Source organism: Pseudomonas silensiensis, from assembly GCF_050434865.1.
GTDB classification, from domain to species: Bacteria; Pseudomonadota; Gammaproteobacteria; order Pseudomonadales; family Pseudomonadaceae; genus Aquipseudomonas; species Aquipseudomonas fluorescens_W.
The window spans coordinates 55746-81366 of sequence record NZ_JBNDJH010000006.1 but is presented as its reverse complement, the minus strand read 5'-3'; the positions used below and the strand labels follow the sequence as shown (position 1 = coordinate 81366).

The window sequence follows — 25621 nt, the reverse complement described above, 5'->3', positions numbered from 1 at the left end:
TGCCAGGACGGCGGAGTGAAATGGATGTCAGGGAAACAGTCTGCAAAGCCCCGCTTCGGCGGGGTTTTCTTTTGCCTGCAGAAAAGTGCTCAGCTCATTTCATCCAGGGTTGCCGGGCTGCTTAAACGCCCCACCGAGCCATTCATCACTTCTTCCAGCAACGTACGCAATAAGGCCAGCGAAGCCTGTTGCCGCTGCACATCCCGACACACCAAGCCAACTTTCAGCGGCACCCTCGGCTCACTCAGTGGTTTCCACAACAGTTCCTTATTGCCGTGTGCCTGTTGCGAGCGTCCGGGCAGCACCGTCGCCAGTCGCGTGTGCGGCAGGCTGTCGAGAATCCCCGCCATGTTGTTCAGTTCTGCCTGTACCTGCGGACGTCGTCCCAGATTGGCCAGTTGCGCCTGCCAGATCTGTCGCACTTGAAACTCTTCACCCAGCAGCAACATCGGCAATTCGGCGGCCTGACTCATCGAGACTTTCTTGAATTCCCGCAACGGGTGATCCGCCGGGATGACCAGGGTCAGCTCGTCTTCGTACAGCATCACGCCGTGCAACCCCGGCTGACGAGGCGGCAGATAGCTGATGCCGATGTCCAGAGAGCCGTTGAGCAAGCGCCGCTCGATTTCCAGCCCCGTCAGTTCATAGATCTGCACCACTAAATGCGGCTGTGCCTTGCGCACGCGTTCGAGCATCTGCGGCACCAGGCTGGTATGGACGGTCTGCAATACACCGATGGCCAACGTGCGCAGCGCCTGGCCCTTGAAGTTGCCCAACGCTTCCCGTGCCCGCTGCAATCCATCCAGCAAGGGCAGGGCATGGTTGTACAAAGTATGAGCAGCCAGGGTGGGCAGCAGACGTTTGCTGCTGCGTTCGAACAGGCTCACATCAAGGTTTTGTTCGAGGTGGCGGATCTGCTGGGACAGTGCCGGCTGGGAGATTGAAAGCCGCTCGGCAGCCCGGCCCACATGACCTTCTTCGTAGACCGCGACGAAATAACGCAGTTGCTTGAAATCCATAAGTAACGCTTATCGAAAATGCTGGGAAATCGAAATGGCCCAAGGCCTCGCCTGAGCCTAGTCTAACCGCATTCACAAGGCTTACAGGGCCACAGAGCGCGATGAATACCGTTTGCTTCGAGGGTGTTTACATAGGTAAGGCAAAAAACCTCACACGAGGTTTGATCAGATGAACCTGTTTAATCTGCGGCGAACTCCTCCGAGTCTTGATGACCTGGCAGTAGGCACCTTCTTGCCGTCCAAAGGCGACAATCTTTCCAGCGAGTGCCTGATGCCCAGTGTCGAGCGACCGAAACAGATATTCGTGCGCGGCCAGGGCTCATGGTTGTGGGACAGCGATGACCGCGCTTATCTGGATTTCTCGCAGGGTGGCGGGGCCAATAGCCTCGGACACAGCCCTTCGGTGCTGGTCAACGCCATCGCGGCGCAGGCGCAGTCGCTGATCAACCCCGGTTATGGCCTGCATAACCGCGGCATGCTCAATCTAGCTGAGCGACTGTGCTCCAGCACCGGCAGTGATCAGGCGTACCTGCTCAACAGTGGCAGCGAAGCCTGTGAAGCGGCGATCAAACTGGCGCGTAAATGGGGCCAACGGCATCGCGGCGGGGCTTCGCGGATCATCGTTGCCAACAACGGTTGCCATGGTCGTAGTCTGGGGACGATTTCGGCGTCGGACAGTTCGAATCTGACTAACCGATTCGAGCCGCTGCTTCCGGGTTTCAGTCACGTGCCGTTCAATGATCTTCCGGCCTTGCATGCGGCCGTCGACGCCCAGACCGTGGCGATCATGCTCGAACCGATCCAGAGCGAAGCCGGGGTGATACCGGCCACCGAGCATTACCTCAAAGGGGTCGAGCGCCTGTGCCGTGAGCTGGGCATTCTGCTGATCTTCGACGAAGTGCAAACCGGCATCGGTCGTTGCGGCACTTTACTCGCCGAACAATCCTACGGCGTGTGGGCAGATATCGTTGTTCTCGGCAAAGGGCTGGGCGGTGGCGTGCCATTGGCGGCGTTGCTGGCGCGGGGCAAGGCCTGCTGTTTCGAGGTCGGCGAAGTGACAGGTACTCATCATGGCAATGCGCTGATGACAGCTGCCGGGCTTGCCGTGCTCGACAGCGTGCAGGACAAGGGGTTTCTTGATCATGTCAGGGAAACCGGTCAGCACTTGAGCGAAGGTCTGCAGCGTTTATCCCATCGCTATGGTCACGGTGAGCTGCGCGGGCAAGGACTGTTCTGGGGTCTTACCTTGTCCGACGAATCGGCTGACGCCGTCGTCAAGGCGGCGTTGTACGAAGGCCTGCTACTCAACGCTCCGCAGCCCGATTGCCTGCGCTTTACCCCGGCCCTGACCGTCAGCAAAGCCAACATCGACGAAATGCTCCTGCGCCTGGCCCGCGCCTTCTCCCGCGTGCGCACTGCGCAACTGCAGTGCCGCAAAGGGATTGCCGTCTGATCAGACCCGCCCTACACGAATTCCCGAACCGTCTCGCGGTATAACGCATCGCCCCACGCCTGACTCTTTTGGCGTGGGGCGTTTTTTTGTCTGCGAAATTCACCGCGATGGTTGGGTGCTCGGAAGTCACAGAACTGAACCCTGACAAACGGCAAAGGTCGATTAGCTGTATGGCTCACACGAGCCAACTTTAATCAGGAGCTGACCCCATGGACTTTATTCGCATCATCATCGCCATTCTGTTGCCGCCACTGGGTGTGTTTCTGCAAGTCGGTTTCGCCGGGGCGTTCTGGCTGAATATTCTGCTGACGTTGTGCGGTTACATCCCCGGGATCGTGCATGCGGTGTACATCATCGCCAAACGCTGAGTTTCGCGGCGTCAGATAGATGGCTTTCGCGGGCAAGCCATGCCCGCGAATGGAACGTTGCGATCTCAGTCCGCCAATGCCATCACCCTTCGATAAAACAACCACTCCTGCTCCAGCGCATGGGCCTGATTGCCGGCCTTGCGAAAGCCATGGCGTTCGTCAGTGTAGTAATGCGCTTCAACCAGAATGCCGTTGTCCTCTAGCGCCGTGACCATGTCGCGGGTCTGTTGCGGCACCACCACTGCGTCCAGTTCACCCTGAAAGAAAATCATCGGAACACTGATGTTGCCCGCGTGCAGCAACGGCGTTCGAGCGGCGTAGCGTTCGGCATCCTGCACCGGATCACCAATCAGCCAATCCAGATAATCGCCTTCGAACTTGTGAGTCGTCCGGCCCAGTGCCGCAGGATCACTGACGCCATACAGGCTGGCGCCGGCGCGAAAGACGTTGTGGAAGGCCAATGCGCACAGGGTGGTGTAACCACCGGCACTGCCGCCGCGAATAAACGCCTGGTTGCCGTCGATCAGTCCGCGTTCGGCAAGATGAGCGACGACGGAGCAAGCGTCTTCCACATCCACTTCGCCCCAGCTCAAATGCAATGCTTGCCGATAAGCCCGGCCATAGCCACTGCTGCCGCGGTAGTTGAGGTCGGCCACGGCGAAGCCGCGTTGCGCCCAGTACTGGATACGCGGATCGAGCATGGGGTAGCAAGCCGATGTCGGGCCGCCGTGGATAAACACCACCAGCGGCGGTTTCGCGTCACCGGTCATTGCTGGGTAGAAGAAGCCGTGCGCCTCGCCCGAACCGCTCGGGTAACGCAAGGTTTGCGGGACGCTGATCTGTTCGGCAGGCAACGGTGCAATACCGCCAGCCAGTATTTTGACTTGCCGGGTCTGGCGGTCGATGGCAACGACTGACGACGAACTGACTGGCGAAGCGGCGATGCAGTAAATGAACTGCTCATCCAGTGCGAGAGAGCGGAAGCGGCTGTAATCGCCCGTGAAATCTTCACGGGCGTCAGCACAAATACCCAGTTTGCCAAACCCGTCTTCGGTCCAGCTCGCCAGATAGCGGCCTTCGCTCAGTGGCAACCAGGTGCAGCCACCCAGCTGCCACGGCGCGGGGCCATGATCAGCGGCGGCACTCGGTAGCGGACTCAAACCGTCTGCCGATTCCACCCAAGGCTGCCAGTAGCCGCCGCGATCTGTCAGGCAAAACAGACGGCCGCGGGTATCGAACCTCGGTTGTTGCAGCGATTCCTCGGCGTCTCCGCCAGCCACGCAACGCGGTGGAGCAAAACTGCCATCGCTCTGGCGTTCTGCAATCATCAGACGAGTCGCGGTCCATGGCTGATCCGGGCGGCTCCACTCGATCCACGCCAGTCGTTGCGCGTCGGGACTTAATGTCGGCGCGGCATAGAAATCGGCGCCTTCGGCCAGCGGATGACGTACACCGTCAGCCACATCGATAGCCACCAGACGATGCCGGTCGCGGTTTTCTTCAACCGCCAAGACCTGCCCGTTAGCGAACTGCAGATCACCGTATCGGCATTCGCCTGAGCTCAGCAACTCAGGCGTCTCGCCGGCCAGTGACTGCCGATACAGCTGTTGGTCCGCCTCGTTGACGAACACTATCCCGTCATCGGTCAGACAGAACGCTCCACCGCCATATTCGTACACCCGACTGCGCACGCTAAAGCCCACAGGCGTCAGGCAGTGCGCCTGGCCGTCACGCCAATGCCAGATTCGGCAGGCGGCGTCCTCGGGGCGGTATTCGTTCCAGAACAAGCCATTTTGGCTGACTTGCAACTCGGCGAAGTCGATGCCGGCCGCAACAGCCTTGGCAGCGCTGAAGGGTTCAACTTTTAGCGATGAGTCGTGAATTTCGTTCATTGCGAAAGGCCAGTTGTTCGATGGTCTGGGTCGCGTGCTCGGCTTCTTCGCGGGCCTTGAGGATCACGCCGTGATGTTCCGACTTGCTGCACACCGGGTCGGCGTTGCTCGCGTCACCCGTGAGCATGAACGCCTGGCAGCGACAGCCGCCGAAGTCTTTTTCTTTCTCGTCACAGGAGCGGCACGGCTCGGGCATCCAGTCGTAACCGCGAAAGCGGTTGAAGCCGAACGAGTCGTACCAGATGTGCTGCATGCTGTGGTCGCGCACGTTGGGAAACTGTACCGGCATCTGTCGGGCACCGTGACAGGGCAGAGCAGTTCCGTCCGGCGTGACCGTCAGAAAAATACTGCCCCAGCCATTCATGCAGGCTTTCGGGCGTTCTTCGTAATAGTCAGGGGTGACGAAAATCAGCTTGCACGGATGCCCTTCGGCTTCGAGTTTGGCGCGGTATTCATTGGTGATGCGTTCAGCGCGAACCAGTTGTTCCTTGGTCGGCAACAGACCGACCCGGTTGAGCTGCGCCCAACCGTAGAACTGGCACGTGGCGAGTTCCACAAAGTCCGCCTCAAGGGCGATGCACAGCTCGATGATCCGGTCGATCTTGTCGATGTTGTGCCGATGGGTCACGAAGTTCAGCACCATCGGATAACCGTGGGCTTTCACCGCGCGAGCCATTTCCAGCTTCTGGGCGAAGGCCTTTTTCGAGCCGGCCAGCAAGTTGTTCACTTGCTCGTCGCTGGCCTGAAAGCTGATCTGAATGTGGTCCAGGCCGGCCTTCTTGAAGTCGCTGATTTTCTGCTCGGTCAGGCCGATGCCGGAGGTGATCAGGTTGGTGTAGAAACCCAGCTTGCGCGCCTCGGCAATCAGCTCGGCGAGGTCCTGGCGCACCAGCGGTTCACCGCCGGAGAAGCCCAGCTGCGCCGCGCCCATCTCCCGCGCTTCGCGGAACACTTTGATCCACTGCTCGGTACTCAACTCTTTGCCTTGCTCGGCGAAGTCCAGCGGATTGGAGCAGTAGGGGCATTGCAGCGGGCAGCGATAGGTCAGCTCGGCCAGCAGCCACAGCGGCAGGCCGATTTCCGGTTTGGGCGGTAACTTGTCTGACGCGGAATCAGGCAAGTTCGATCCAGTGCTGAGCACGGGCGACCTCCATGAATTGCTCGATGTCGTCACCGAGCTCGGGCACGCCGGGGAACTGCGCGTCCAGTTCGGCGATGATCGCCGCGACGTCACGCTCGCCGTCGATCAAACCGCCGATCAACGCGGCGCTTTCGTTGAGTTTGATCATGCCTTCCGGGTAGAGCAGCACATGACCTTTCTGCGCCGGTTCGTACTGGAAGCGGTAGCCGGGACGCCAGGTCGGGGTCTTGCTGCGATCAAAACTCATAAGGTGATTCCTTTATGCCAGACCCGTTGCTCGGTCACGCTGTGATACGGCGGGCGTTTCAGTTCGTAGGCCATGCTCATGGCGTCGAGCATGCTCCAAAGAATGTCCAGTTTGAACTGGAGAATTTCCAGCATGCGCTCTTGGCCGGCCCGCGTCGTGTAGTGCTGCAATGTGATCGCCAAGCCGTGTTCCACGTCGCGACGTGCCTGACCCAGGCGGGTGCGGAAATACTCGTAACCAGCCGGGTCGATCCACGGGTAATGCTGCGGCCAGCTGTCCAGGCGCGATTGGTGGATCTGCGGCGCAAACAGTTCGGTCAGCGAGCTGCTGGCGGCTTCCTGCCAACTGGCTCGGCGGGCGAAGTTGACGTAGGCATCGACGGCAAATCGCACGCCGGGCAGTACCAATTCCTGCGAACGTAGCTGATCCGGGTCGAGGCCGACGGCCTGGCCCAGACGCAACCAAGCTTCGATGCCACCGTCTTCGCCGGGGGCGCCGTCATGGTCGAGCAGGCGCTGAATCCACTCACGACGGATCTCGCGGTCGGGGCAGTTGGCGAGGATCGCGGCGTCCTTCAGCGGGATGTTCACCTGATAATAGAAACGGTTGGCCACCCAGCCCTGGATCTGCTCGCGCGTCGCCCGGCCATCGTACATCGCCACGTGATACGGGTGATGGATGTGGTAGTAGGCGCCTTTGGCCCTTAGCGCCGCTTCGAACTCGGCGGGGGGCATTGCTGTGTCAGTCATTTCGGTTCTCCGGGAGCTGTGGGAGCAAATACCTACAGCACAATACTCATGCCGTCGTAAGCCACTTCAACATTGCGCCGAGCCAGTTCTGCTCGCTCCGGCGAATCCTCATCGAGAATCGGGTTGGTGTTGTTGATGTGGATAAGCACTTTGCGCTGTTTGGGTAGCTGCTCCAGCACTTCCAGCATGCCGCCGGGGCCGTTCTGTGCCAGGTGACCCATTTCCCGGCCGGTGCGGGTGCCGACGCCACGGCGCTGCATTTCGTCGTCATCCCACATCGTGCCGTCCACCAGCAGGCAATCGCTGCCGGCCATGATCTCCAGCAGCGGTGCGTCGACCTTGCCCAGGCCCGGGGCGTAGAACAGTTTGCCGCCGGTGTTGAGGTCTTCAACGATCAGGCCGATGTTGTCGCCGGGGTGCGGGTCGAAGCGGTGCGGCGAGTACGGCGGTGCGGCGCTGCGCAGCGGCAGCGGGGTAAAGCGCAGACTCGGGCAGGCCGGAATGGTGAAGCTGCGGTCGAGCTCGATCTGGTTCCAGGTCAGCCCGCCGTTCCAGTGGGTCAACATGGTGAACAGTGGGAAACCGGTGCTCAGGTCTTCGTGGACCATGTCGGTGCACCAGACCTGGTGCGGGCAACCTTCGCGCAGGCTGAGCAGGCCAGTGGTGTGGTCGATCTGGCTGTCCATCAGGATGATCGCGTTGATGCCGGTATCGCGCAGGGCGCGGCCCGGTTGCATGGGGGCGAAGCTCTGGAGTTGGGCGCGGATGTCCGGCGATGCGTTGCACAACACCCAGTCCACGCCGTTATCGGAAATCGCGATGGACGACTGGGTCCGCGCCTTGGCGTTCAGGCTGCCATCGCGAAAACCGGCGCAGTTCACGCAGTTGCAGTTCCACTGGGGGAAACCACCGCCGGCGGCGGAACCTAGAATCTGGACAAACATGGCCGCTCCATCATTCGAAAACTGAAAATAAAAACGCCTCGGCGAGCCGAGGCGTTGCACTGCGCTACAAAAAGATTAGCGGCTTGCGAAGTACATGGTGACTTCAAAGCCGATACGCAGGTCGGTGTAAGCAGGTTTGGACCAGGACATAGAAGCGCTCCTTCAGGTGATGGGACAGTTGAGATCTATACATATAGTCCACCTCCAGCTGGAGATGTTCAGATAGTTAGGTGGCTATGTTACTCAAAATTACACAGCGATTGGCCTGGAATCTTTGAGAAAGCTAATTGCAGCACCGGTAATGATCATTTTGCCGCTTGCCAAGGCGAGGCCGGGCACGGTCCGCTGGCCAGACAGCGCCAACCGCCTTCGGCCTGATTCAGTCGTTGTGCTGCGGCCAGTAACGTTTCGCGGTCAATCATCAGAATCGTCTGAGGTAGAAGCTCCAGATAATCCGACGAGCGGCCGGCCAGTTTGCCCTGCCAGAGCAGTTCGGCAGCCTGCGCATTGGGCAGTGCCGCGCTATCGAATTGATCGGCCAGTGCTTGGCGCTGGTCGATGAAAGTCTCGTCATTGATGTCTTCGATCATCCCGGCCAATCCGCTCAGGAAATGTTCGATGTGTTCCAGCAGATCCAGAGGGGCAACGCTGGGTGATTGCACGCCAAACAACAATCCGGTCTGCCCATGAATCTGCCGCAGGGCGCTGAACACCGCATAACCGAGCTGCAGTTCTACCCGCAGGCGTTGGTAAAACGGCATCTGGCAGACGTGAGCCAGCAAGCGCCAGGCGGCTTCATCAGCGATGTCCGCAGTTGCCGTCGGGCAGAAGAGCAACAACGCGTGTTCGCTGGACCCGGTGTCGACAGCGCTCCAGAGATGCTGCGCGTTTATCAGCGAGGGCGGCGTGAGTTGATTGTCCGCAGTACCGGGCACACGACTCAAGGCAAGGCCCATCGCCGCTTGTGTCTGGGCGGACAGGCCGGTCGCCAGACCATCCCAGCGTGCGCTCGACCAAAGTCGAGCCAAGTCGTCCGAGTCAGCGGTGCGCTCAAGGCAATGATCGGGCAGCGCTTTAAGCAACTGTCGAATCGGCATCAATGCAGCGCTCGGCGGCTCTTCTTGCGAGAAACCGGCATCAGGTGTTGTCAGTTCTTTCAGCGCATGTTCGAGGACGGTCGGCATCGGCTCCTGTAGCCCGGTCATTTTCAGCAGCCATTCATTGCCCGATGCGCTGAAGGAAAAATCGACACCTGCCTGACAAGCGTCTTCACGCAACGGCTGAAGGCGGTTTTCCAGGTTCGCCTGAAGGTTGCTGCGAGGTGCCGAGTCCAGACGCCAGCGCAGGTAAACGGCACCTTCGGCACTGTTATCCGGCAACGCCTGACTGAACTGCATGGGTGACCGTTCACGACGACCGCGTGAGCGATCCTGGGCAAAGGTCCGCAAGCCTCGGTGTTTGCTGGTCTGGCCGCGGATCAGTCCGGCACTCGGGGCCGGAGCCTCGGCGCGTAAAAACGGATTAGGTGTAGGCAGTTGCCATTGGGTGGTGAAGTTATCCACAGCGCCGATTTGTTCCAGGACTTCCTTGAGGGCTGCAAGGCCCGATTCGGATAACTCTGTTTCACGCTGTTCGCTGTCCAGTCGAGCCAGTTGCAGGGCGCCGCTGACTTGCTGTTGGCGTTGGAGCAGGGCGGCGTACTCTTCGCGCAAACCGGTCCAGGGTTGCTGTGAGGCAAAGAATCCAAGCCAATCCAGTAGCTGCTCGCGGATCCCGTTGGGCGCCGCGTCGGCAGGCAACGTGAACTCGATGTGCAACAAAGCCTGGCCGGCGAATTGATACAGTGGCGCAGCTTTCAGGCTGTCAGCCAGCCCGCGCTCGCGCAATTGCGCCAGCAGACCGCCAGGTTTCGCGGCGTTCAGCCAATGACACAGGAATGCCAGCGCCTCGGGCGATGAATCGGGCAACGCTTCGAAGGCAAACAGCAGATCCAGTCGACGCGCTCCAGCCTGTTGATAACTTTTGTCCGAAGAGTCCATCAGCGATGGAGGCGCTTGTTGCGGGACCTTTTCCCCTATGGGAATAGCAGCGCCAAAGCGCTGAGCCATCGCCCTCAACTCATCGAGACTCTGCGGCCCGGTCAGGCTCAAGGTCATTTGCCCGGTCTGATAAAAACGCTGATAGAAACTCTGCAAGGCTTGCTGAAATTCAGGTTGCGGCACCGGCAGGCTGTAGCGGTTGCCGGCATGGAACGCCCGCAGCGGATGCGCCGCTGAAAGGCCGTCGAACAGCGCGAAGTGCTGCTGAGCGGCCGTATCCCGAGACCATGCGACAAATTCTGCGTGCAGCACTTCCCGTTCCCGCCGCTGATCGTCCGGATTCATACGCGGATGAGCGAGCATGTCCGATAGGCGCTCCAGTCCCCCGGTAAACGCCTGAGGCGGTAACTCGAAAAAGTAATCCGTGGTGCGTTCGCTGGTCCGCGCATTCACCTGACCGCCATGACTCTGGACGTAGGCCATCAATGCTTGGTCTGCGGGAAAGCGTTCTGTACCGAGAAACAGCAGGTGTTCAAGAAAGTGCGCCAGCCCGGGCCAGGCCAGCGACACGTCATGGCTGCCCGCCGCGACGCGCAACGCCGCAGCACTGCGCTTTAAATCGGGAGCATGACGCAGCGTCACCCGCAGACCGTTGGCCAGGGTTTCAGTGTGAGGGCGAGGGTGATTCAGCGCAGGCATGAGCACTTCCAGAGCAGAGAAGCGCTAATGCTAGCGGATAACGAGGGCTCAGCGCTTGTTCAGCTCGCCATAAAGCTCGGGGCGGCGATCGAGGAAGTAGCGATTGGCGGCGCGGGAATTGACCATCAACTGACGATCCAGCTCGCCGACAATCAGTGCTTCATCGAGGCCCGCCTGGGCGATGCGGCTGCCATCCGGTGCGGCAATGCTGCTCTGGCCGCAATACTGGATCTCGCCTTCGTTGCCGCAATAGTTGGCGTAAGCCACATAGCACTGGTTTTCGAAGGCCCGGGCGCGGACGGTGACGTCGGCAATGAAGTCGTAAGGAATCATATTCGCCGTCGGCACCAAGATCAGCTCGGCGCCGGCCAGGGCCAGGCGTCGGGCGTTTTCCGGGAACTCCAGGTCGTAGCAGATCAGGAAGCCGAGCTTCCAGCCATTGAGTTCAACCAGCGGAAACTCATCCGGTCCGGCGCTGAACATCGAGTGATCGAGGTCGCCGAACAGGTGAGTCTTGCGGTAGTTGCACAGGCGTTCGCCATTGGCGTCGATCAACTGCACGGCGTTGTAGATCTGACCGTCTTCGGTGCGCTCGGGATAGCCATATAAAATGGCGATCCCGGCCGTCTTGGCGATGCGCGCGATCTGCTGCGCCGACTCACCGTTGTGCACTTCCGCCAGCACGCTGACGGCATCGAGGCCGATGTTGTAGCCGGTCAAAAACATCTCCGGCAGCACCAGCAAATCCGCGCCCTTGGCCTCCAGCGCCAATTGGTGCAGACGTTGCAGATTACCTGCGACATCCAGGGGCAGCGGTGGACATTGGTAAAGGGCTACGCGCATTTCGGATTCCTCTTACTCGGGCAAGGCGATCGGACCGATCTCGTTGAACACATCTCCTGGACCCGGGTTCTCGGCGTGAGTTTCACCGCCGAAGTGTTTCATGATGCCCCACACCGCATTGAGCGAGGTCTGCACCGCGCCTTCGACCCACGCAGGCGTCCACGAAACATCGTCGCCGGCGATGAAAATCCCGCGTTGCTCGGCGGGCATGTCAGCCTGCATGAAGTGCGCGTACATGCGCTGGTTGTAGCGGTAATGGCCGGGCAGGGCGCCTTTGAAAGCACCGAGGAAATGCGGGTCGGCTTCCCAGGACACGGTGATCGGATCGCCAATGATCCGCGCTGCGATGTCGACTTTCGGGTAGATCTTCTTCAACGCATCCAGCGCCAGTTTCACGCGTTTTTCCACAGGCTGCGGGAGCATTTTCAGCGCGTCGCTCATCCACGAGTACGACAGGCAAATCACGCCCGGCTTGTCGTCGCCGTTGTCGAACAGATAGGTGCCGCGGGTCAGGCGATCGGTGAGGGTCATGCTCATCAAGTCGCGGCCGGTTTCCGGATCCTTGTCTTTCCAGAATGGCCGATCGACCATCACGAAAGTTTTCGACGACTGCATGTAGCGGGTGCGGTCGAGGGCCATCCACATCTTTTGCGAGAACAGGGTTTCGTCGCATTCGATCTGGGTAGTCAGCAGCCAGCTCTGGCACGTGGTCAGCACCGCTGCGTATTCGCGGGTGTCGCCCCAGTTGTCGGTGACGGCAAAGCGCCCGTCTGCCGCGTGGGCAATTTTCTTCACGCCGGTACGCGGTGCACCGTTGTGCAGGGAGCTGAGGCTGGTTCCTTCCGGCCAGTGCACGCAACGTTCCGGCACATGACGCCAGATCCCCAGCGGCACTTGCTCCACGCCGCCGACCACCAAATGCTGGTGATCGTCGCAGTTGGTCATGACCACACGGAAGATTTCCAGCATCGAGTTCGGGAAGTCCGAGTCCCAGCCGCCGGTGCCAAAACCGACCTGACCAAACACTTCACGGTGATGGAACGAGAGTTTGGCGAAGGCTTTGGAAGTGGCTACGAAGTCGTAGAACGTGCGGTCGTCCCACAGCGGAACGAGGGTGTTCCACAGCGCTTTGAGGCGCGGCACATCCCGGTCGCGGATCGCTTGCTGGATGTCAGAGAACTGCGAACCGGCTTCCAGCGCGTCGGCCCAGGCGTCGGCGACTTCCTGGAACAGTGCAGGAAGATCCGCCAGTTTCTGTGCGTAATGAGTCTGGCCTTCGAGGTCGATCACCGTGCTGCCCGAGGCAGGGGTCAGCGGGTTCGGGAAAGGTTTGGTTTCAAGGCCGAGCTTGTCGACGTAGTGATAAAACGCAGTGGACGACACCGGGAAGCGCATGCCGCCGAGTTCGGCGATGATGCCTTCAGCGCCGTTGAATGCCTGGGAGCGCAGACGGCCGCCCATTTTCGAGGCTTCGTAGACGACGGGTTTGAGGCCCAGTTTCATTAATTCGTACGCGGCCACCAGACCTGCGATACCAGCACCGACGATCGCGACCTCGGCGCCATGATTGTGCGCAGGGATGCTGCCCAGACCGGCCGGGTGCTCGATCCAGTCGTCGAAGGCGAAGGGAAAGTCCGGGCCGAAAATGGTGACTGGTTTTTTACCGTCTGCAGGATGGCGATTGTTCTTGTTCATGGCTGACCTTGCTGGCGACCGGACGCGGAGTGCGCGTCTGAGTATAGGAAAAGATGGCAGCCATTCTAGAGAGCGTAGAACACGTTAATAAGACGCAATGTGTCGTCGTTTTGCTAGTTAATGCTGCAATTTGACGAGTGTGTTGATCAGATTGGATTAAACCGGTTGGCCGCGGTCAATCTTGCTGCTGAGAATGATCGAGGTCGTAGTCTTCTCAACACCATCCACACTGCCGATCTGATCCAGCAACTGATCCAGCTGCTCAGGTGAATCGGTGCGCAGCCACGCCACGTAATCAAATTCGCCACTGACCGCACACAACTGCTGCACCTGAGCCATCGCGCTGAGACGTCGCAGCACTTCCTTGCCCGAGCGCGGTTGCACCGTGATCCCGACGTACGCCTGCAAGCCACCATCGACGACACGTTGACCCAAACGCACGCCGTAACCGGTAATTACCCTGGCCTTTTCCAGCCGAGCCAATCGCGAAGTCACGGTGGTGCGGGCGATGCCCAATTGTCGCGCGAGCATGGCCACGCTTTCGCGGGCATTGATCTGCAGGGCTGCAATCAATTGGCGGTCGATTTCGTCAAGAACGGGCGGGCGAGTGTCAGGCAAGGGGCGTCTCCAGCGGCACAGATCAATGGGTTGGCATGTTACAGCACGGCTCGCGCAGCGGATGTTTGATCTGGCCTTCAGTACCGTTCAGGACATTTTTACCTGCGACAAATTGCCATAAGTAACTAGGTAGTACATTATTCCGCGCTTGTCACAAATGGGGAAAATTTCCGACATGAATAATTCTGGGGCTGCCGGCGGCGGCAAATGGTTGCTGTCGGGGCTGGGTGTCCTGATTGCGTTGATCGGGCTCGGCCTGGCCGGTGGCGGCGGCTATCTGGTCTCGCTCGGCGGTAGCTGGTATTTCCTGCTGATGGGCCTGGCGATGCTGGTGTCCGGGTTGATGATCGCCCGCCGTAAACCGCACGGTGCGTGGCTGTATGCCTTGGCGTTGATCCTCACCGCGATCTGGGCAGTGTGGGACACCGGTTTGGAATACTGGCCGTTGGTCTCGCGAGTGCTGACGTTTGCCGTGATCGGTCTGGTTGTCGCGCTGATCTATCCGACGCTGGTACGTGCTTCGGGCGCGACCGCGGGCCGTGGCGCTTACGGCCTGGCCGGTATTCTGGGCGTTGGTGTCGTCGTAACGCTGGCCTACATGTTTGTGCCGACCCATGTGGTCAAGGCCAGCAGCGAGCCTGCGGTGATACCGGTCACGCCTGGCACCGAGCAGAAAGACTGGGCCCATTGGGGCAATACCACCGCTGGCAACCGCTTTGCCGCGCTGGACCAGATCAACAAAGGCAATATCGACAAGCTGCAAGTGGCCTGGACCTTCCGCACCGGCGACATCCCGCAAAGTACTGGCGCCGGTGCCGAGGACCAGAACACGCCGCTGCAAATCGGCGACACGGTCTACACCTGCACCGCCTACGGTAAAGTCTTCGCCCTGGATGCCGACACCGGCGCCCAACGCTGGAAATTCGACCCGCAAGGCACTGCGCCAAACTGGCAGCGTTGCCGGGGTCTGGGTTATACCGAAACCCCTGTGTCCTCGGACAACCAGCCAACGGCTTGTACGAAACGTCTGTTTCTGCCGACCGGCGATGCGCGTCTGATCGCGATCAATGCTGAAACCGGCAAACCCTGCGAGGAGTTTGGCAACAAAGGCACCGTCGATCTGACAACCGATATGGGCGAAGTAAAGCCCGGCTACTACCAACAAACCTCGACCCCATTGGTCGCAGGTGACGTGGTAATCGTCGGTGGTCGCGTGGCCGATAACTATTCCACCGGCGAACCGCCCGGTGTGGTCCGGGCCTACGATGTGCGCAGTGGTGAACTGGTCTGGGCGTGGGATCCGGGCAACCCGAACACCGCCAAACGTCCGCCAGCGGGTGAGACTTACACCCGTGGCACCCCCAACGTCTGGTCGGCCATGTCCTACGACGCAAAACTCGGTCTGGTTTACCTGCCAACCGGCAATGCCACCCCGGACTTCTTTGGCGGCCAACGTACGGAATTTGACGACAAGTGGAACTCGTCGATCGTCGCCATCGACGTGAAGACCGGTCAGGTGCGCTGGCATTTCCAGACCACTCACCATGATCTGTGGGACTTTGACCTGCCTGCGCAACCGCTGCTGTACGACGTCCCTGACGAGAAGGGTGGAATGCAGCCGGCCTTGGCGCAAGTCACCAAGCAGGGCGAGATCTTTCTGCTCAACCGTGAAACCGGTGTGCCGATCGCGCGCGTCGAAGAGCGCCCGGTGCCTCAGGGCAACGTGCCTGGCGAACGCTACTCGCCGACCCAGCCGTTCTCGGTGGACATGCCGTCAATCGGCAACAAGACACTGACCGAGTCCGACATGTGGGGCGCGACACCGTTCGACCAGTTGATGTGCCGCATCCAGTTCAAAGGCATGCGTCACGAAGGCGTCTACACACCACCGGGCATGGACCGCGCCTTGCAATTCCCGGGTTCATTGGGCGGTATGAACTGGGGCAGCGTCTCGGTTGATCCGAACACCAATTACATGTTCGTCAACGACATGCGCCTGGGTCTGGCCAACTACATGATCCCGCGCAACAAGATCGCCGCCGGGGCCAGCGGTATCGAAATGGGTGTGGTGCCACAGGAAGGCACGCCATTCGGTGCGATGCGCGAACGTTTCCTTTCGGCGGCCGGCATTCCGTGTCAGAAGCCACCGTTCGGCACGATGTCCGCCATCGACCTCAAGACCCACAAATTGATGTGGCAAGTCCCGGTCGGCACCGTGCAAGACACCGGCCCGCTGGGCATCCGCATGCACCTGCCGATCCCGATCGGCATGCCGACCCTCGGCGCTTCCCTGGCCACCCAGTCGGGCCTGCTGTTCTTCGCTGGCACTCAGGACTTCTACTTGCGCGCCTTCGATACGGGTAATGGTAATGAGATCTGGAAAGCTCGTTTGCCCGTCGGTAGTCAGTCCGGCCCGATGACTTACGTTTCTCCCAAGACCGGCAAGCAGTACATCCTGCTCACCGTTGGCGGTGCGCGTCAGTCGACGGACCGTGGAGATTACGTGATTGCGTACGCGTTACCCAAGTAAAGGCTGAATCGCAGGTACGAAAAAGCCGCGCAATTGCGCGGCTTTTTTAGTTGTGCGGATTAACCGCTCAAAAGCTCTGCCACCCCCGTCCGACCCTGACCAGGTCGCCAGGATGGACATCAACAGTAACTCATAGTCGAATGCGCAACAGGGCTTTGACACGAGGCGATGGAAATGACGAGGAAGATGCCTTCCGCTGTGCGGGAACATGCATTGCAGATTGCCAATCACGAAATGGCGCACTACGTCATTGCCCGAGCCTTGGGGTTTGAAACAGGCGGCGTGACCCTGACAGTGACCATGGACTTAAGGCATCAAGGCGGGGCGTCCATTAGCTTGGTGCGGTCAATTTCGTCAATGGAAGCCATAAAGGAACATCTGGAAGCTCGGATGATGGTCCTGTTTGCTGGCGCTATGGGGCAGACATTAGCTTCAAAGCCTTCGCCCGATAAGCGCGTCGATAAGTCGAAAGCGACAGCCATCCTCAAAGGAGAGCTTGGTGCGGAACAGGATTACGCAAAAATAAGGGAGCTGCGGCACTTGCTGCGCAATATCGCCTGCCCCGATACGGATCCCGCGTCGTCTGATCGCATAACGGCTGAGCTGAAAGAGATAACTGACCGCGTGTGGTTTCGGACTCAAGAAATCGTAGAGGCATTGGCCGATACGATTACCGGATTGGGAAGCGTGCTGGTCGACGGCATGGTCATGGTGGAGCAGTGGGGTAGGGCGGCGGATACGTATGAGGTCGTGTTGGCGGGGGTAATGCTTGAGCGGCTGCGGCCCGTGCAGGCTATTCCAACGTTAAGTGTTTGGGCGTAAGCATGTAGGTCGCCGCCGGACGCTGTAGAGGACGTGTAATTGCAGCAGTTACCCGATTACGCTTTGGAAGCCCCGAAAAGTCGAGGCGTATTTTAAAGCGTGAGCGTTTCGCGTGAGACTACTGCGCGTAGTTCTGCGCGAAGGCGGCGATTGCCTGGGTGGCCTGAAAGTCGACCAACTGCAATCCGCGTTCCTGGATGCTAGCCTTGGCGATCTGCACCGCTTTGAGGTGGCGAGGCGACTGATTTTCAGCTGGGGTGGTTACGGGGATCAGGACGTTTTTCAATTGAATAATCCCTTCTTCTTCGGCGCGTACAAACTTCATCAGCCACTGATCGCAGTGGTCGAGTATTGCGCTTGGTTCGGCCTGATCAAAAGCTAAGGGTTTGATAGCGGCTACTACCTCATTTCGGTGAACCAAGGGCAGGTGCAGTTTGGTCAGATCACCGGTCAGGGTATCGTCGCGGAAATTGCGGATTGATGCTTCCGAGAACATTGTTCGAATTTCTCGAACCATAATCTCTTCACGACGATCACGCCCTATGCCTTGGCGCTCGATATAGCGGCTAAACAGCATTGCAAGGGTCGTGTCGAAGTTTTCCACTAAGATCGATCGCATGGGGCTGAAGCGAATCAATGACTCCTTCGGCTCGGTCAGGAAACGAAAGTGGTTAACGATCTGCGACTCTTGGGCTTCTGTTGTCATGAGGCGAACGCTATCCAATTCGTCCTGGGCTATTTCCATAGCCTTGGCGAAGAGATTGCTGCACTCGAAGAAATGATTGATCCGTTTCAGGTTTTTACGGGCGAGCCTGTACTCCATGCGCCCGATAGCTGGTGCCGAGAGAACAATGCCGACATTGGCAAATTCTTCGGTTTCGGCGAAAGGCGCGAAGCGCACGATGCTGTAAAGGCAGGCGTATTTCATTGTAGGACGCTCCAGAACTCGTCCGATTGACAGAGCATCAGGTTACTTTCGATTTCTTCGAGCAGAATGTCGAGCCCCGGTTTGCCAATGGATTCACACCATTCATCGGGTATGTCCAAGCATAGGCCACGAAACTGCCTAGCAGTGTCGTGCATCCGTTGGCTGTATTCAACTTTGTCGACCAGATCTAGGTGCCATGTCCGATTGCTCGGGCCAAATACGTGGCTTTCCGAGAACTTTTCAGCATCCAGCGGCCATTGAAACGCCTGGTTGTGATCGATCAGCTGCAGCTGATTATCGAGGCCACACATCAGCAAATTGGGGCGACCGCCCAATGGCCCTAACTGACGATCACCGTTGCCTACCCAGTAATCAAAGACGAAAACGGCTTTTTGCAGGTCGCTCGGAACCTGCAGTGCTTGTGAGTACAACAGGTCAGCAGCGTCCGCGACATAGGCCAGGGCATAGCTATCCCCAGGCCCAAGATCGCTGCGTGCTTCTGAGTTGTAGCGCAGCAGGGCAGGGTCAATGTAGATATAGCCATGCTCGGGGATTGGTAAGCCGAATTGAGCGGCGAGGCGGGCGCATAGCAGTTCGGCAATACGCTCGGAGGGAGGCAATTCCAATCCCTTGGCCACATAGTGTTTGTCATTGCTGGCGCGGCACAGGAAGGGGCGCGTGATTCCACCCTCCAGTCGCCGGATGATCTCAACCGCTTCTATGTAGTTAACCGCGGCCATTCCCGGCTCCGTTATAAATTATCTTGCCAGACCATACTGGTCTGCATCCTGCTGCACCATGCCCTGTAGTGATTTTTTAGGGGCGTTGCGTAGATAAGATCTATACGTGAGATTGATAGCGCATTTGGGACACTCTGCTGCGCCAAAATAATCGATTAGTGCGCGCTTGCTCTTGTTTGATGCGAAGGTATAAGAGGCCGATATTTAGATTTACAGAAAGCCCCGATCCGAAAGCACCGGGGCTTTTTGCTGTCTATCAAACGGATTTGCCAGTGTTACGCGTTTCTAGATTTTAGGGCGGTCCGACATGCCTTGGGGAATCCCACGGCTTGTTTGCCGCTATTTTTCGGACTTCGCCGCAGTCCGAGCAGGTCACCGTGTCAGCACCTTCACCACATCATCAATCACCGCTTTGCTCATTGCCGTCAGATAGTGCGCGGCCCAGGCGTGGCGGTCGGTATCTTTTGCGTAGGCGGCATCCACAGCAAGCGCCTTGGCTAAGAATAGAAAATCAGAAGCCTGTGCCAGCGCGTCGCTGATAGGGACGCCGGCGCGGACATTGAACAACGCTTGATTCGAGCAAAAAATCAACGGGGTGAAGCCGATGGTTTTCAGTTCTGAAGGTTGGGACGAGTCTGTTTTGCTCATGGTATATCTCCTAAGCTTGAGGAGCTGCCACGTTCGTTTCCAAGCGAATGGGTGGCAGCTGTGCGCAGGTTGGAAACCGGGAGCCTAGGAAACCGGCACGTCCGAAGACGTCCCACGCACAGCCGCCATGACACAGGGATTGCAGGCGTAAAACGTCTGCGGTTATGTTGGGCGCGTTGTTGCGATTCGCTCGACGGGTTTCCAAGCCCGATCGCTGAATGGTCAGCGACGTCCGGAGAGTATCCCGTCGAAGAAAAGCGCAACATGGCAGCAAAGCGCCCAAATGCAATTTTCGGAGTTTGCCTACAAGGTCTTCGGGCGTCATCCGACTTTGCGACACACGAGGCAAACTGAATTAAACATCAGGTACGAAAAAGCCGCGCATTGCGCGGCTTTCTTGTTTGGTGGGCCCACACGGACTTGAACCGTGGACCAAAGGATTATGAGTCCTCTGCTCTAACCAACTGAGCTATAGGCCCTCAGTAGGCCGCGGATTATAGCGACGGTTTCTCGGCTGTGCTATCCGAAAAGTCTGAAATGGCTATACGAAGAAACGTCGCGGCAAACTCTTCCGGTGACAAGGGCAGGCTGACGATGTAGCCCTGGATCTGTTCACAGCCTTCGGCAGCGAGGAAATGCTGCTGCGCGAGGGTTTCGACACCCTCGGCGATGATGGTGAATTGCATGCTGCGGCCCAAGGCGATGATGGCGCGAACGATGGCTGCATCGTGGGGATCATCCGGCAGGCCGCGGACGAAAGACTGGTCGATCTTGAGAATGTCCAGTGGCAGGCGTTTGAGGTAACTCAGGGACGAGTAACCGGTGCCGAAGTCGTCGATCGCCAGTTGCACACCCAAGTGTTTGAGTTGATGCAGCACTGCCAGCGCCTCTTCAGCCTGGCTCATGATGAAGTTTTCAGTAATTTCCAGTTGCAGGAAACCGGGTTTGAGGCGGTTGTCCTTGAGCAATTGTTCGATCCGACCGAGCAGGTTCGGCTGGCGCAATTGAGCGCCCGCGAGGTTGACCGACAGCGGGCCGACGGGTTCGTAAACCTGATTCCACTCGAACATCTGCCGGCAGGCGGTTTCGAGAACCCAATCGCCGATTTGCAGGATCATGCCGTTTTCTTCGGCCAGCGGGATGAAGTGCTCCGGCGGCACATCGCCGAAGGTCGGGTGGCGCCAGCGAATGAGCGCTTCTGCGCCGACCAGGCGATGGTCGACCAGGCTGATCTTCGGCTGGTAATGGAGGTGCAGCTCGTTGCGCTCGATAGCGCGTCGCAGTTCATGTTCCAGTGCCACTCGCTCACTGGCTTGAGCGGTGAGGTCGCGGGTATAGCTTTCGACCCGGTTGCGACCCTTGGCCTTGGAGCGGTACATCGCCGCATCGGCATTCTTGACCAGCGTGGCGACGTCGCAGCCATCCTTGGGATACAGGCTGGTGCCGATACTGGCGCTGATAAAAAACTCATGTTCGCCAGCCTGGAATGGTGCGCTGAAGCAATTGAGCAATTTGGTCGCGATGTTGTCGGCGTCACTGGATTGCTGCAGCCCGGGCAGCAAGATGATGAATTCGTCGCCGCCCAGTCGCGCCACGGTGTCGATGTCGCGCAACTGCTCCTTGAGGCGCACGGCAATGCCCTTGAGCAGCAGGTCGCCGACCGGGTGACCCAGGCTGTCGTTGATGTGTTTGAAACGGTCCAGGTCCAGGAACAGCACCGCGCCCTGGCCGCCGTTTTCCTGTTGGTTGTTGAGCGCAGTCAGCAATCGGCTCTCGAACAGCGTGCGATTTGGCAGCCCGGTCAGCGGGTCGTGGTGTGCCTGGTAATCGAGTTTGGCCTGGGCGTGTTTGAGGCTGGAAATGTCCGCGAACACCGCGACAAAATGGGTGACGAATCTGTCCCGGTTGCGCACCGCACTGATGGTCAGCCAGCTCGGATAGAGCTCGCCATTCTTGCGCCGGTTGGATATTTCGCCCTGCCAATGACCTTCGGCGGTGAGTTGATGCCACATGGCGGCATAAAACGCGCTGTCGTGCAGGCCCGAAGCGAGCAGGCGAGGGGTGTGGCCCAATGCTTCGCTCTCGCTGTAACCGGTGATTTCGGTAAACGCACGGTTGACCGCGCTGATGTGCTGTTGGGTGTCGGTGATCAATACACCTTCGGCGGTGCTCTCGAATACCGTGGCAGCCTGTTGCAGTTTCTCCTGCATCAGGTGTCGCTCGGTGATGTCCCGGGCGATGGTCAGCATGCAATCTTCATCGCCGATCGGTAGTGGACGGCTGGACACCTCGCAGAGGCGGATCTGTCCGTCGTTGCGGCGTATATGGCAACTGAAGTCGCGGACGAAACCGTCCCGGTGCAGCAGATCGAGCATCTGTTTGCGTTCGTTGAGATTGACCCAGATCCCCAGCTCGAGGGCGGAGCGATCCACGGACATCGCGCTGTTGAAACCGGTAATGCGACTGAAACCCTCATTGACCTCAATCAGTAAACCGTCGCTTTGCCGTGACAAAAGCAAGCCGTCGGGTGAGGCATGGAAGGCCTTGGCGAATTTCTCTTCGGAGGTTTGCAGCTGTTTCTGGGTTTCCTTGAGCTGGCTGATGTCCCGCACGACCACTACCAGCGCAGGGGTTGTATCGAGGTCGAACGGTTCAGCGGAGATCAGGCCGGTAAACACTTGGCCATTGTTGCGGCGAAAGGGCATCTCCAGGTTACGGATGCTGCCGGCCTGCAACCGTTGCAACAAGCCCGGCCCGACGCCGGGGATGCCCCAGATGTTCAGGTCGGTTGCCGTCTGGCCGATGACGTCTTCGGCCTTGAGGCCGATCTGTTCTTCGAAGGCTTCGTTGACCTCCAGCAGGCAGCCGTCGGAGAGTCGCGCGATGACGAGTATGTCCGGGCATTGCTGGAACACCGAGGCGAACTTCTGTTCCGACAGGCGTAACGCCTCTTCGGTGCGCTTGGCTTCGCTGATGTCGATCATCAGCCCGCGCATCACCGGTTCATGGCCGTGCTCGATCAGGCTGACGATATCGCGCACCCAAATGCAGCGGCCATCGGCGGTGATGACCCGGTAATCGAGGCTGTGATCGCGCCCGGCCAATACTTCGTGATCGCAGAAGGTCTGGGCGCGGGTCAGGTCGGCCGGGTGGATAATGTTGCGCCAGAAGCCTGGAATCAGCCAATGAGACAAGGGGTAACCGAGCAGATCCTCGGCATGGGGGGACACATAGCTGTAGGTGAAATCGCTGATCCGCGCTTCCCAGGCGATGGCCGAAAGGCTCTCCACCAGCCCGCGGTAATGGTATTCGCTGCTGCGCAGTTCTTGCTCCAGGTCGACCCGGCGGGAAATTTCTGAACTCAGCCGGCGGTTGATCCGGATAACCATCGCCAGCACGATGATCAGCAGCAGCAATCCCGGCAGACCGTAAACCAGCAGATCGTTCCAGAATGTTCGATGATCGAGGACGTTGCCGACCCAATGCTCCTGAATCTCATTGATTTCGCTCGGGGTCATGTCCGCCAGGACTTTATCCAGAATGCCGACCAGTATCTTGTTGTCCCGGGGCACGCCCATCGCCAATTGATAGCGATAGGGGGTTTCACCGCTGACATAGAGCCCGTCGAGCTTGAGCTGGCGCAGGCTCCAGACGCTGGAGGCGAGATCGCCGACCACCGCATCCACTTCATCGGTAGCCAGCGCCTGCAGCGCTGAGCTGACGTTAGGCAGCGCCACCAGGTTGAGGTCGGGATTGTGGGTGCGCAACAGCTCGTGGGGGGCGTAGTTTTCCACCACGGCGACTTTCAGCCCGTACAGGTCTTCGAGTTTACGTGGCTGGGGACCTCCGACATGGGCAAGGATGACAATCGGAAAGTCCAGATAGGGGCGGGTGAACGACAGGTAAGTCTGGCGCTCCGGGGTCGACATGATGCCGGGCAACAAGTCCAGTTTGGCTTGTTTGGCCTGTTCCAGGACAACGGTCCAGCTGACGGGCTCGATGGGCGTGAGCTTGATGGCCAGGCGTTGACGGATGCGGTCGATATAGTCCGCTGCAAGGCCCTGATAGCGGCCGTGATCGTCGCGAAACTCGAAGGGTGGCCATGACGCATCGACACCCAGGCGCAAGTCCGGGTGAGACGCCAGCCAGCCACGTTCTTCGTCGGTCAGAGTCAGCGCGCCAGCCGTTGCGGTCCAGGTCAATAGCGACAGCAAAAAAAGCACGGTCGGCAGTCTGGGCATAACGGTCTCGTTATGGCTCGGGGAATGTTTCGAGTGTAGACGGGCAATTCGGAGGGGGGGAGGAGCGGGGGATTTAATCTGTATAAAAACAAAACCCCCGGCCTGGGCCGGGGGTTTGTTGTTACTCGTCGAGGAAGGAGCGCAAATGCTCGCTTCTCGTCGGGTGGCGCAGCTTGCGCAACGCCTTGGCTTCGATCTGACGAATCCGTTCACGGGTCACGTCGAACTGCTTACCAACCTCCTCGAGGGTGTGGTCGGTATTCATGTCGATACCGAAGCGCATGCGCAGAACCTTGGCTTCACGGGCAGTGAGGCCGGACAGAACTTCGCGAGTCGCTTCTTTAAGGCTCTCAACAGTGGCGACATCGATTGGCGACTGCATGGTCGAGTCTTCGATGAAGTCACCCAAATGGGAGTCTTCGTCATCACCGATCGGGGTTTCCATGGAGATCGGCTCTTTAGCGATCTTCAATACCTTGCGGATCTTGTCCTCAGGCATTTCCATGCGTTCGCCCAGCTCTTCCGGGGTCGGTTCGCGACCCATTTCCTGCAACATCTGGCGGGAAATGCGGTTGAGCTTGTTGATCGTCTCGATCATGTGCACCGGAATACGGATGGTGCGGGCCTGGTCGGCGATCGAGCGAGTGATCGCCTGACGGATCCACCAGGTGGCATAAGTCGAGAATTTGTAGCCGCGGCGGTATTCGAACTTGTCTACCGCTTTCATCAAACCGATGTTGCCTTCCTGGATCAGATCGAGGAATTGCAGGCCACGGTTGGTGTACTTCTTGGCGATGGAGATCACCAGACGCAAGTTCGCTTCTACCATCTCTTTCTTCGCGCGGCGGGCCTTGGCCTCACCGATCGACATGCGACGGTTGATGTCCTTGATCTCGGCGATCGTCAAACCGGTTTCGGTTTGCAGCGCGGTCAGCTTCTGCTGGCAACGAATGATGTCCGGTTGCAGGCGACCAATGGCTTCAGCGTATTTGCTTTTGCCTTTGGCCAGTGCGTCGGACCAGCTTTCGTCGACTTCGTTGCCCGGGAACTGGCGCAGGAAGTCGGCACGCGGCATGCGGGCATCACGAACGCAAAGTTGCATGATCGCGCGCTCTTGCTGACGCAGGCGATCCAGGGCACTGCGAACACGCTCGACCAGGCCTTCGAATTGCTTCGGAACCAGTTTGATCGGCATGAACAGCTCAGCCAGAAGCACCAGCTCGGCAATTGCCAGCTTGTTGCCACGACCGTGCTTTTTCAGCGCCTTGCGGGTGATTTCCATCTGATCGGAGACAGCGCCAAAGCGCTGAGCTGCGATGACCGGATCCGGACCGCTTTCGGCTTCTTCTTCGTCGTCGGTGCTGGCTTCAGCGTCGTCGTCGTCGGTGTCGTCGTCCGCTTTCACGGCTTTCGGGTCGACAGGCGGCGGCACTTCTGCAGCAGGCGGCGCAATGCCGTCGTCCGGGTCGATATAACCGCTCAGGACGTCGGACAGGCGGCCACCTTCGGTGGTGACGCGAGTGTATTCGGACAGAATGTGGTCAACCGTGCCAGGGAAGTGCGCAATTGCGCCCATCACTTCGCGGATGCCCTCTTCAATACGCTTGGCGATTTCAATTTCGCCTTCACGTGTGAGGAGCTCTACCGTGCCCATTTCGCGCATGTACATGCGCACTGGGTCGGTGGTGCGACCAATGTCGGTCTCGACCGCTGCCAACGCTGCTGCTGCCTCTTCGGCCGCGGCTTCGTCGGTATCGGCGTCGGCCAGCATAAGGGAATCCTTATCTGGCGCAACCTCGAATACGTTGATCCCCATGTCATTGATCATGCGGATGATGTCTTCCACCTGTTCCGGATCTGAAATATCCTCCGGCAGGTGGTCGTTGACCTCCGCGTAAGTCAGGTAACCCTGCTCACGACCAAGTGTGATCAACTCTTTGATACGAGACTGCTGTTGCGCTTTTCCGGACATAACACCCTATCCACTGAAGGTCTTGGCGGGCAA

General features: G+C 58.9%; 20 protein-coding genes and 1 tRNA gene. 4 read left to right on the top strand and 17 right to left on the bottom strand.

Translation table 11 applies throughout. From position 1 onward, the window contains the following. Nucleotides 1-89: 89 nt before the first annotated feature. A complete protein-coding gene (locus QF010_RS10735) occupies nt 90-1019 on the bottom strand; it encodes a LysR family transcriptional regulator (RefSeq protein ID WP_033056237.1) in 930 nt (309 codons plus the stop codon). A 169-nt stretch (nt 1020-1188) separates the two neighbouring features. Between QF010_RS10735 and QF010_RS10730 the strand changes: the two genes are divergently transcribed. Then, entirely contained in the window at nt 1189-2472 is a 1284-nt protein-coding gene (locus QF010_RS10730) for an aspartate aminotransferase family protein (RefSeq protein WP_429533099.1), read from the top strand. Between the two features lie 209 nt (nt 2473-2681). Next, nucleotides 2682-2840: a YqaE/Pmp3 family membrane protein gene (locus QF010_RS10725; protein WP_007904205.1), complete on the top strand. Its 159-nt coding sequence runs from the start codon at nt 2682-2684 to the stop codon at nt 2838-2840. A gap of 65 nt (nt 2841-2905) precedes the next feature. Here QF010_RS10725 and QF010_RS10720 read toward each other — a convergent pair whose 3' ends face one another. The 10 genes from QF010_RS10720 to QF010_RS10675 all read right to left on the bottom strand — a co-directional run bounded on the left by QF010_RS10720 (nt 2906) and on the right by QF010_RS10675 (nt 13707). After that, complete coding sequence (locus QF010_RS10720) at nt 2906-4732, bottom strand: S9 family peptidase (RefSeq protein ID WP_429533098.1); 1827 nt, start codon at nt 4730-4732, stop codon at nt 2906-2908. Beyond that, complete coding sequence (gene pqqE, locus QF010_RS10715) at nt 4698-5852, bottom strand: pyrroloquinoline quinone biosynthesis protein PqqE (protein WP_429533184.1); 1155 nt, start codon at nt 5850-5852, stop codon at nt 4698-4700. Before pqqE ends, QF010_RS10720 begins: the two co-directional genes overlap by 35 nt. After that, entirely contained in the window at nt 5845-6120 is a 276-nt protein-coding gene (gene pqqD / locus QF010_RS10710) for a pyrroloquinoline quinone biosynthesis peptide chaperone PqqD (RefSeq protein ID WP_008024193.1), read from the bottom strand. Before pqqD ends, pqqE begins: the two co-directional genes overlap by 8 nt. After that, complete coding sequence (gene pqqC / locus QF010_RS10705; RefSeq protein ID WP_033056233.1) at nt 6117-6869, bottom strand: pyrroloquinoline-quinone synthase PqqC; 753 nt, start codon at nt 6867-6869, stop codon at nt 6117-6119. The genes pqqD and pqqC overlap by 4 nt, the downstream gene beginning before the upstream one ends. 32 nt (nt 6870-6901) lie before the next feature. Then, entirely contained in the window at nt 6902-7813 is a 912-nt protein-coding gene (gene pqqB, locus QF010_RS10700; protein ID WP_429533097.1) for a pyrroloquinoline quinone biosynthesis protein PqqB, read from the bottom strand. A gap of 75 nt (nt 7814-7888) precedes the next feature. Beyond that, nucleotides 7889-7963, bottom strand: coding sequence for a pyrroloquinoline quinone precursor peptide PqqA (gene pqqA, locus QF010_RS10695; protein ID WP_009045898.1), 75 nt, complete (start codon nt 7961-7963; stop codon nt 7889-7891). 155 nt (nt 7964-8118) lie between these two features. Then, on the bottom strand, nt 8119-10551 hold the full coding sequence (pqqF, locus tag QF010_RS10690; protein ID WP_429533096.1) for a pyrroloquinoline quinone biosynthesis protein PqqF: 2433 nt from the start codon (nt 10549-10551) through the stop codon (nt 8119-8121). Nucleotides 10552-10599: 48 nt separating this feature from the next. Then, the gene (locus QF010_RS10685) at nt 10600-11394 is read right to left on the bottom strand and encodes a carbon-nitrogen hydrolase family protein (protein ID WP_429533095.1); all 795 of its coding nucleotides are present in this window, start codon (nt 11392-11394) and stop codon (nt 10600-10602) included. 12 nt (nt 11395-11406) lie between these two features. Continuing rightward, nucleotides 11407-13089 carry a flavin monoamine oxidase family protein gene (locus QF010_RS10680; protein ID WP_429533094.1) on the bottom strand — a complete coding sequence of 561 codons (1683 nt, stop codon included), beginning with the start codon at nt 13087-13089 and terminating at the stop codon, nt 11407-11409. 156 nt (nt 13090-13245) lie between these two features. Continuing rightward, nucleotides 13246-13707 carry an Lrp/AsnC family transcriptional regulator gene (locus tag QF010_RS10675; protein ID WP_008067391.1) on the bottom strand — a complete coding sequence of 154 codons (462 nt, stop codon included), beginning with the start codon at nt 13705-13707 and terminating at the stop codon, nt 13246-13248. A gap of 175 nt (nt 13708-13882) precedes the next feature. On the opposite strand from QF010_RS10675, the gene QF010_RS10670 reads away from it, so the two are divergent. Both QF010_RS10670 and QF010_RS10665 read left to right on the top strand, forming a co-directional pair. Next, nucleotides 13883-16237 carry a glucose/quinate/shikimate family membrane-bound PQQ-dependent dehydrogenase gene (locus QF010_RS10670; protein WP_429533093.1) on the top strand — a complete coding sequence of 785 codons (2355 nt, stop codon included), beginning with the start codon at nt 13883-13885 and terminating at the stop codon, nt 16235-16237. Between the two features lie 174 nt (nt 16238-16411). Beyond that, complete coding sequence (locus QF010_RS10665; RefSeq protein ID WP_429533092.1) at nt 16412-17059, top strand: peptidase M41; 648 nt, start codon at nt 16412-16414, stop codon at nt 17057-17059. A 118-nt stretch (nt 17060-17177) separates the two neighbouring features. Here QF010_RS10665 and QF010_RS10660 read toward each other — a convergent pair whose 3' ends face one another. The 6 genes from QF010_RS10660 to rpoD form a co-directional block, all read right to left on the bottom strand. Next, nucleotides 17178-17987 carry a DUF3037 domain-containing protein gene (locus QF010_RS10660; protein WP_429533091.1) on the bottom strand — a complete coding sequence of 270 codons (810 nt, stop codon included), beginning with the start codon at nt 17985-17987 and terminating at the stop codon, nt 17178-17180. Beyond that, nucleotides 17984-18727 carry a HipA family kinase gene (locus QF010_RS10655; RefSeq protein ID WP_429511760.1) on the bottom strand — a complete coding sequence of 248 codons (744 nt, stop codon included), beginning with the start codon at nt 18725-18727 and terminating at the stop codon, nt 17984-17986. The genes QF010_RS10660 and QF010_RS10655 overlap by 4 nt, the downstream gene beginning before the upstream one ends. 372 nt (nt 18728-19099) lie before the next feature. Then, complete coding sequence (locus QF010_RS10650; protein WP_429511761.1) at nt 19100-19375, bottom strand: DUF3077 domain-containing protein; 276 nt, start codon at nt 19373-19375, stop codon at nt 19100-19102. A gap of 402 nt (nt 19376-19777) precedes the next feature. Next, a tRNA-Ile gene (locus QF010_RS10645) sits at nt 19778-19854 on the bottom strand. A 15-nt stretch (nt 19855-19869) separates the two neighbouring features. Further along, nucleotides 19870-23616, bottom strand: a complete 3747-nt coding sequence (locus QF010_RS10640; protein ID WP_429533090.1) for an EAL domain-containing protein — start codon at nt 23614-23616, stop codon at nt 19870-19872. A 121-nt stretch (nt 23617-23737) separates the two neighbouring features. Further along, entirely contained in the window at nt 23738-25588 is a 1851-nt protein-coding gene (rpoD, locus tag QF010_RS10635; protein ID WP_033056224.1) for an RNA polymerase sigma factor RpoD, read from the bottom strand. Nucleotides 25589-25621 lie beyond the last annotated feature (33 nt).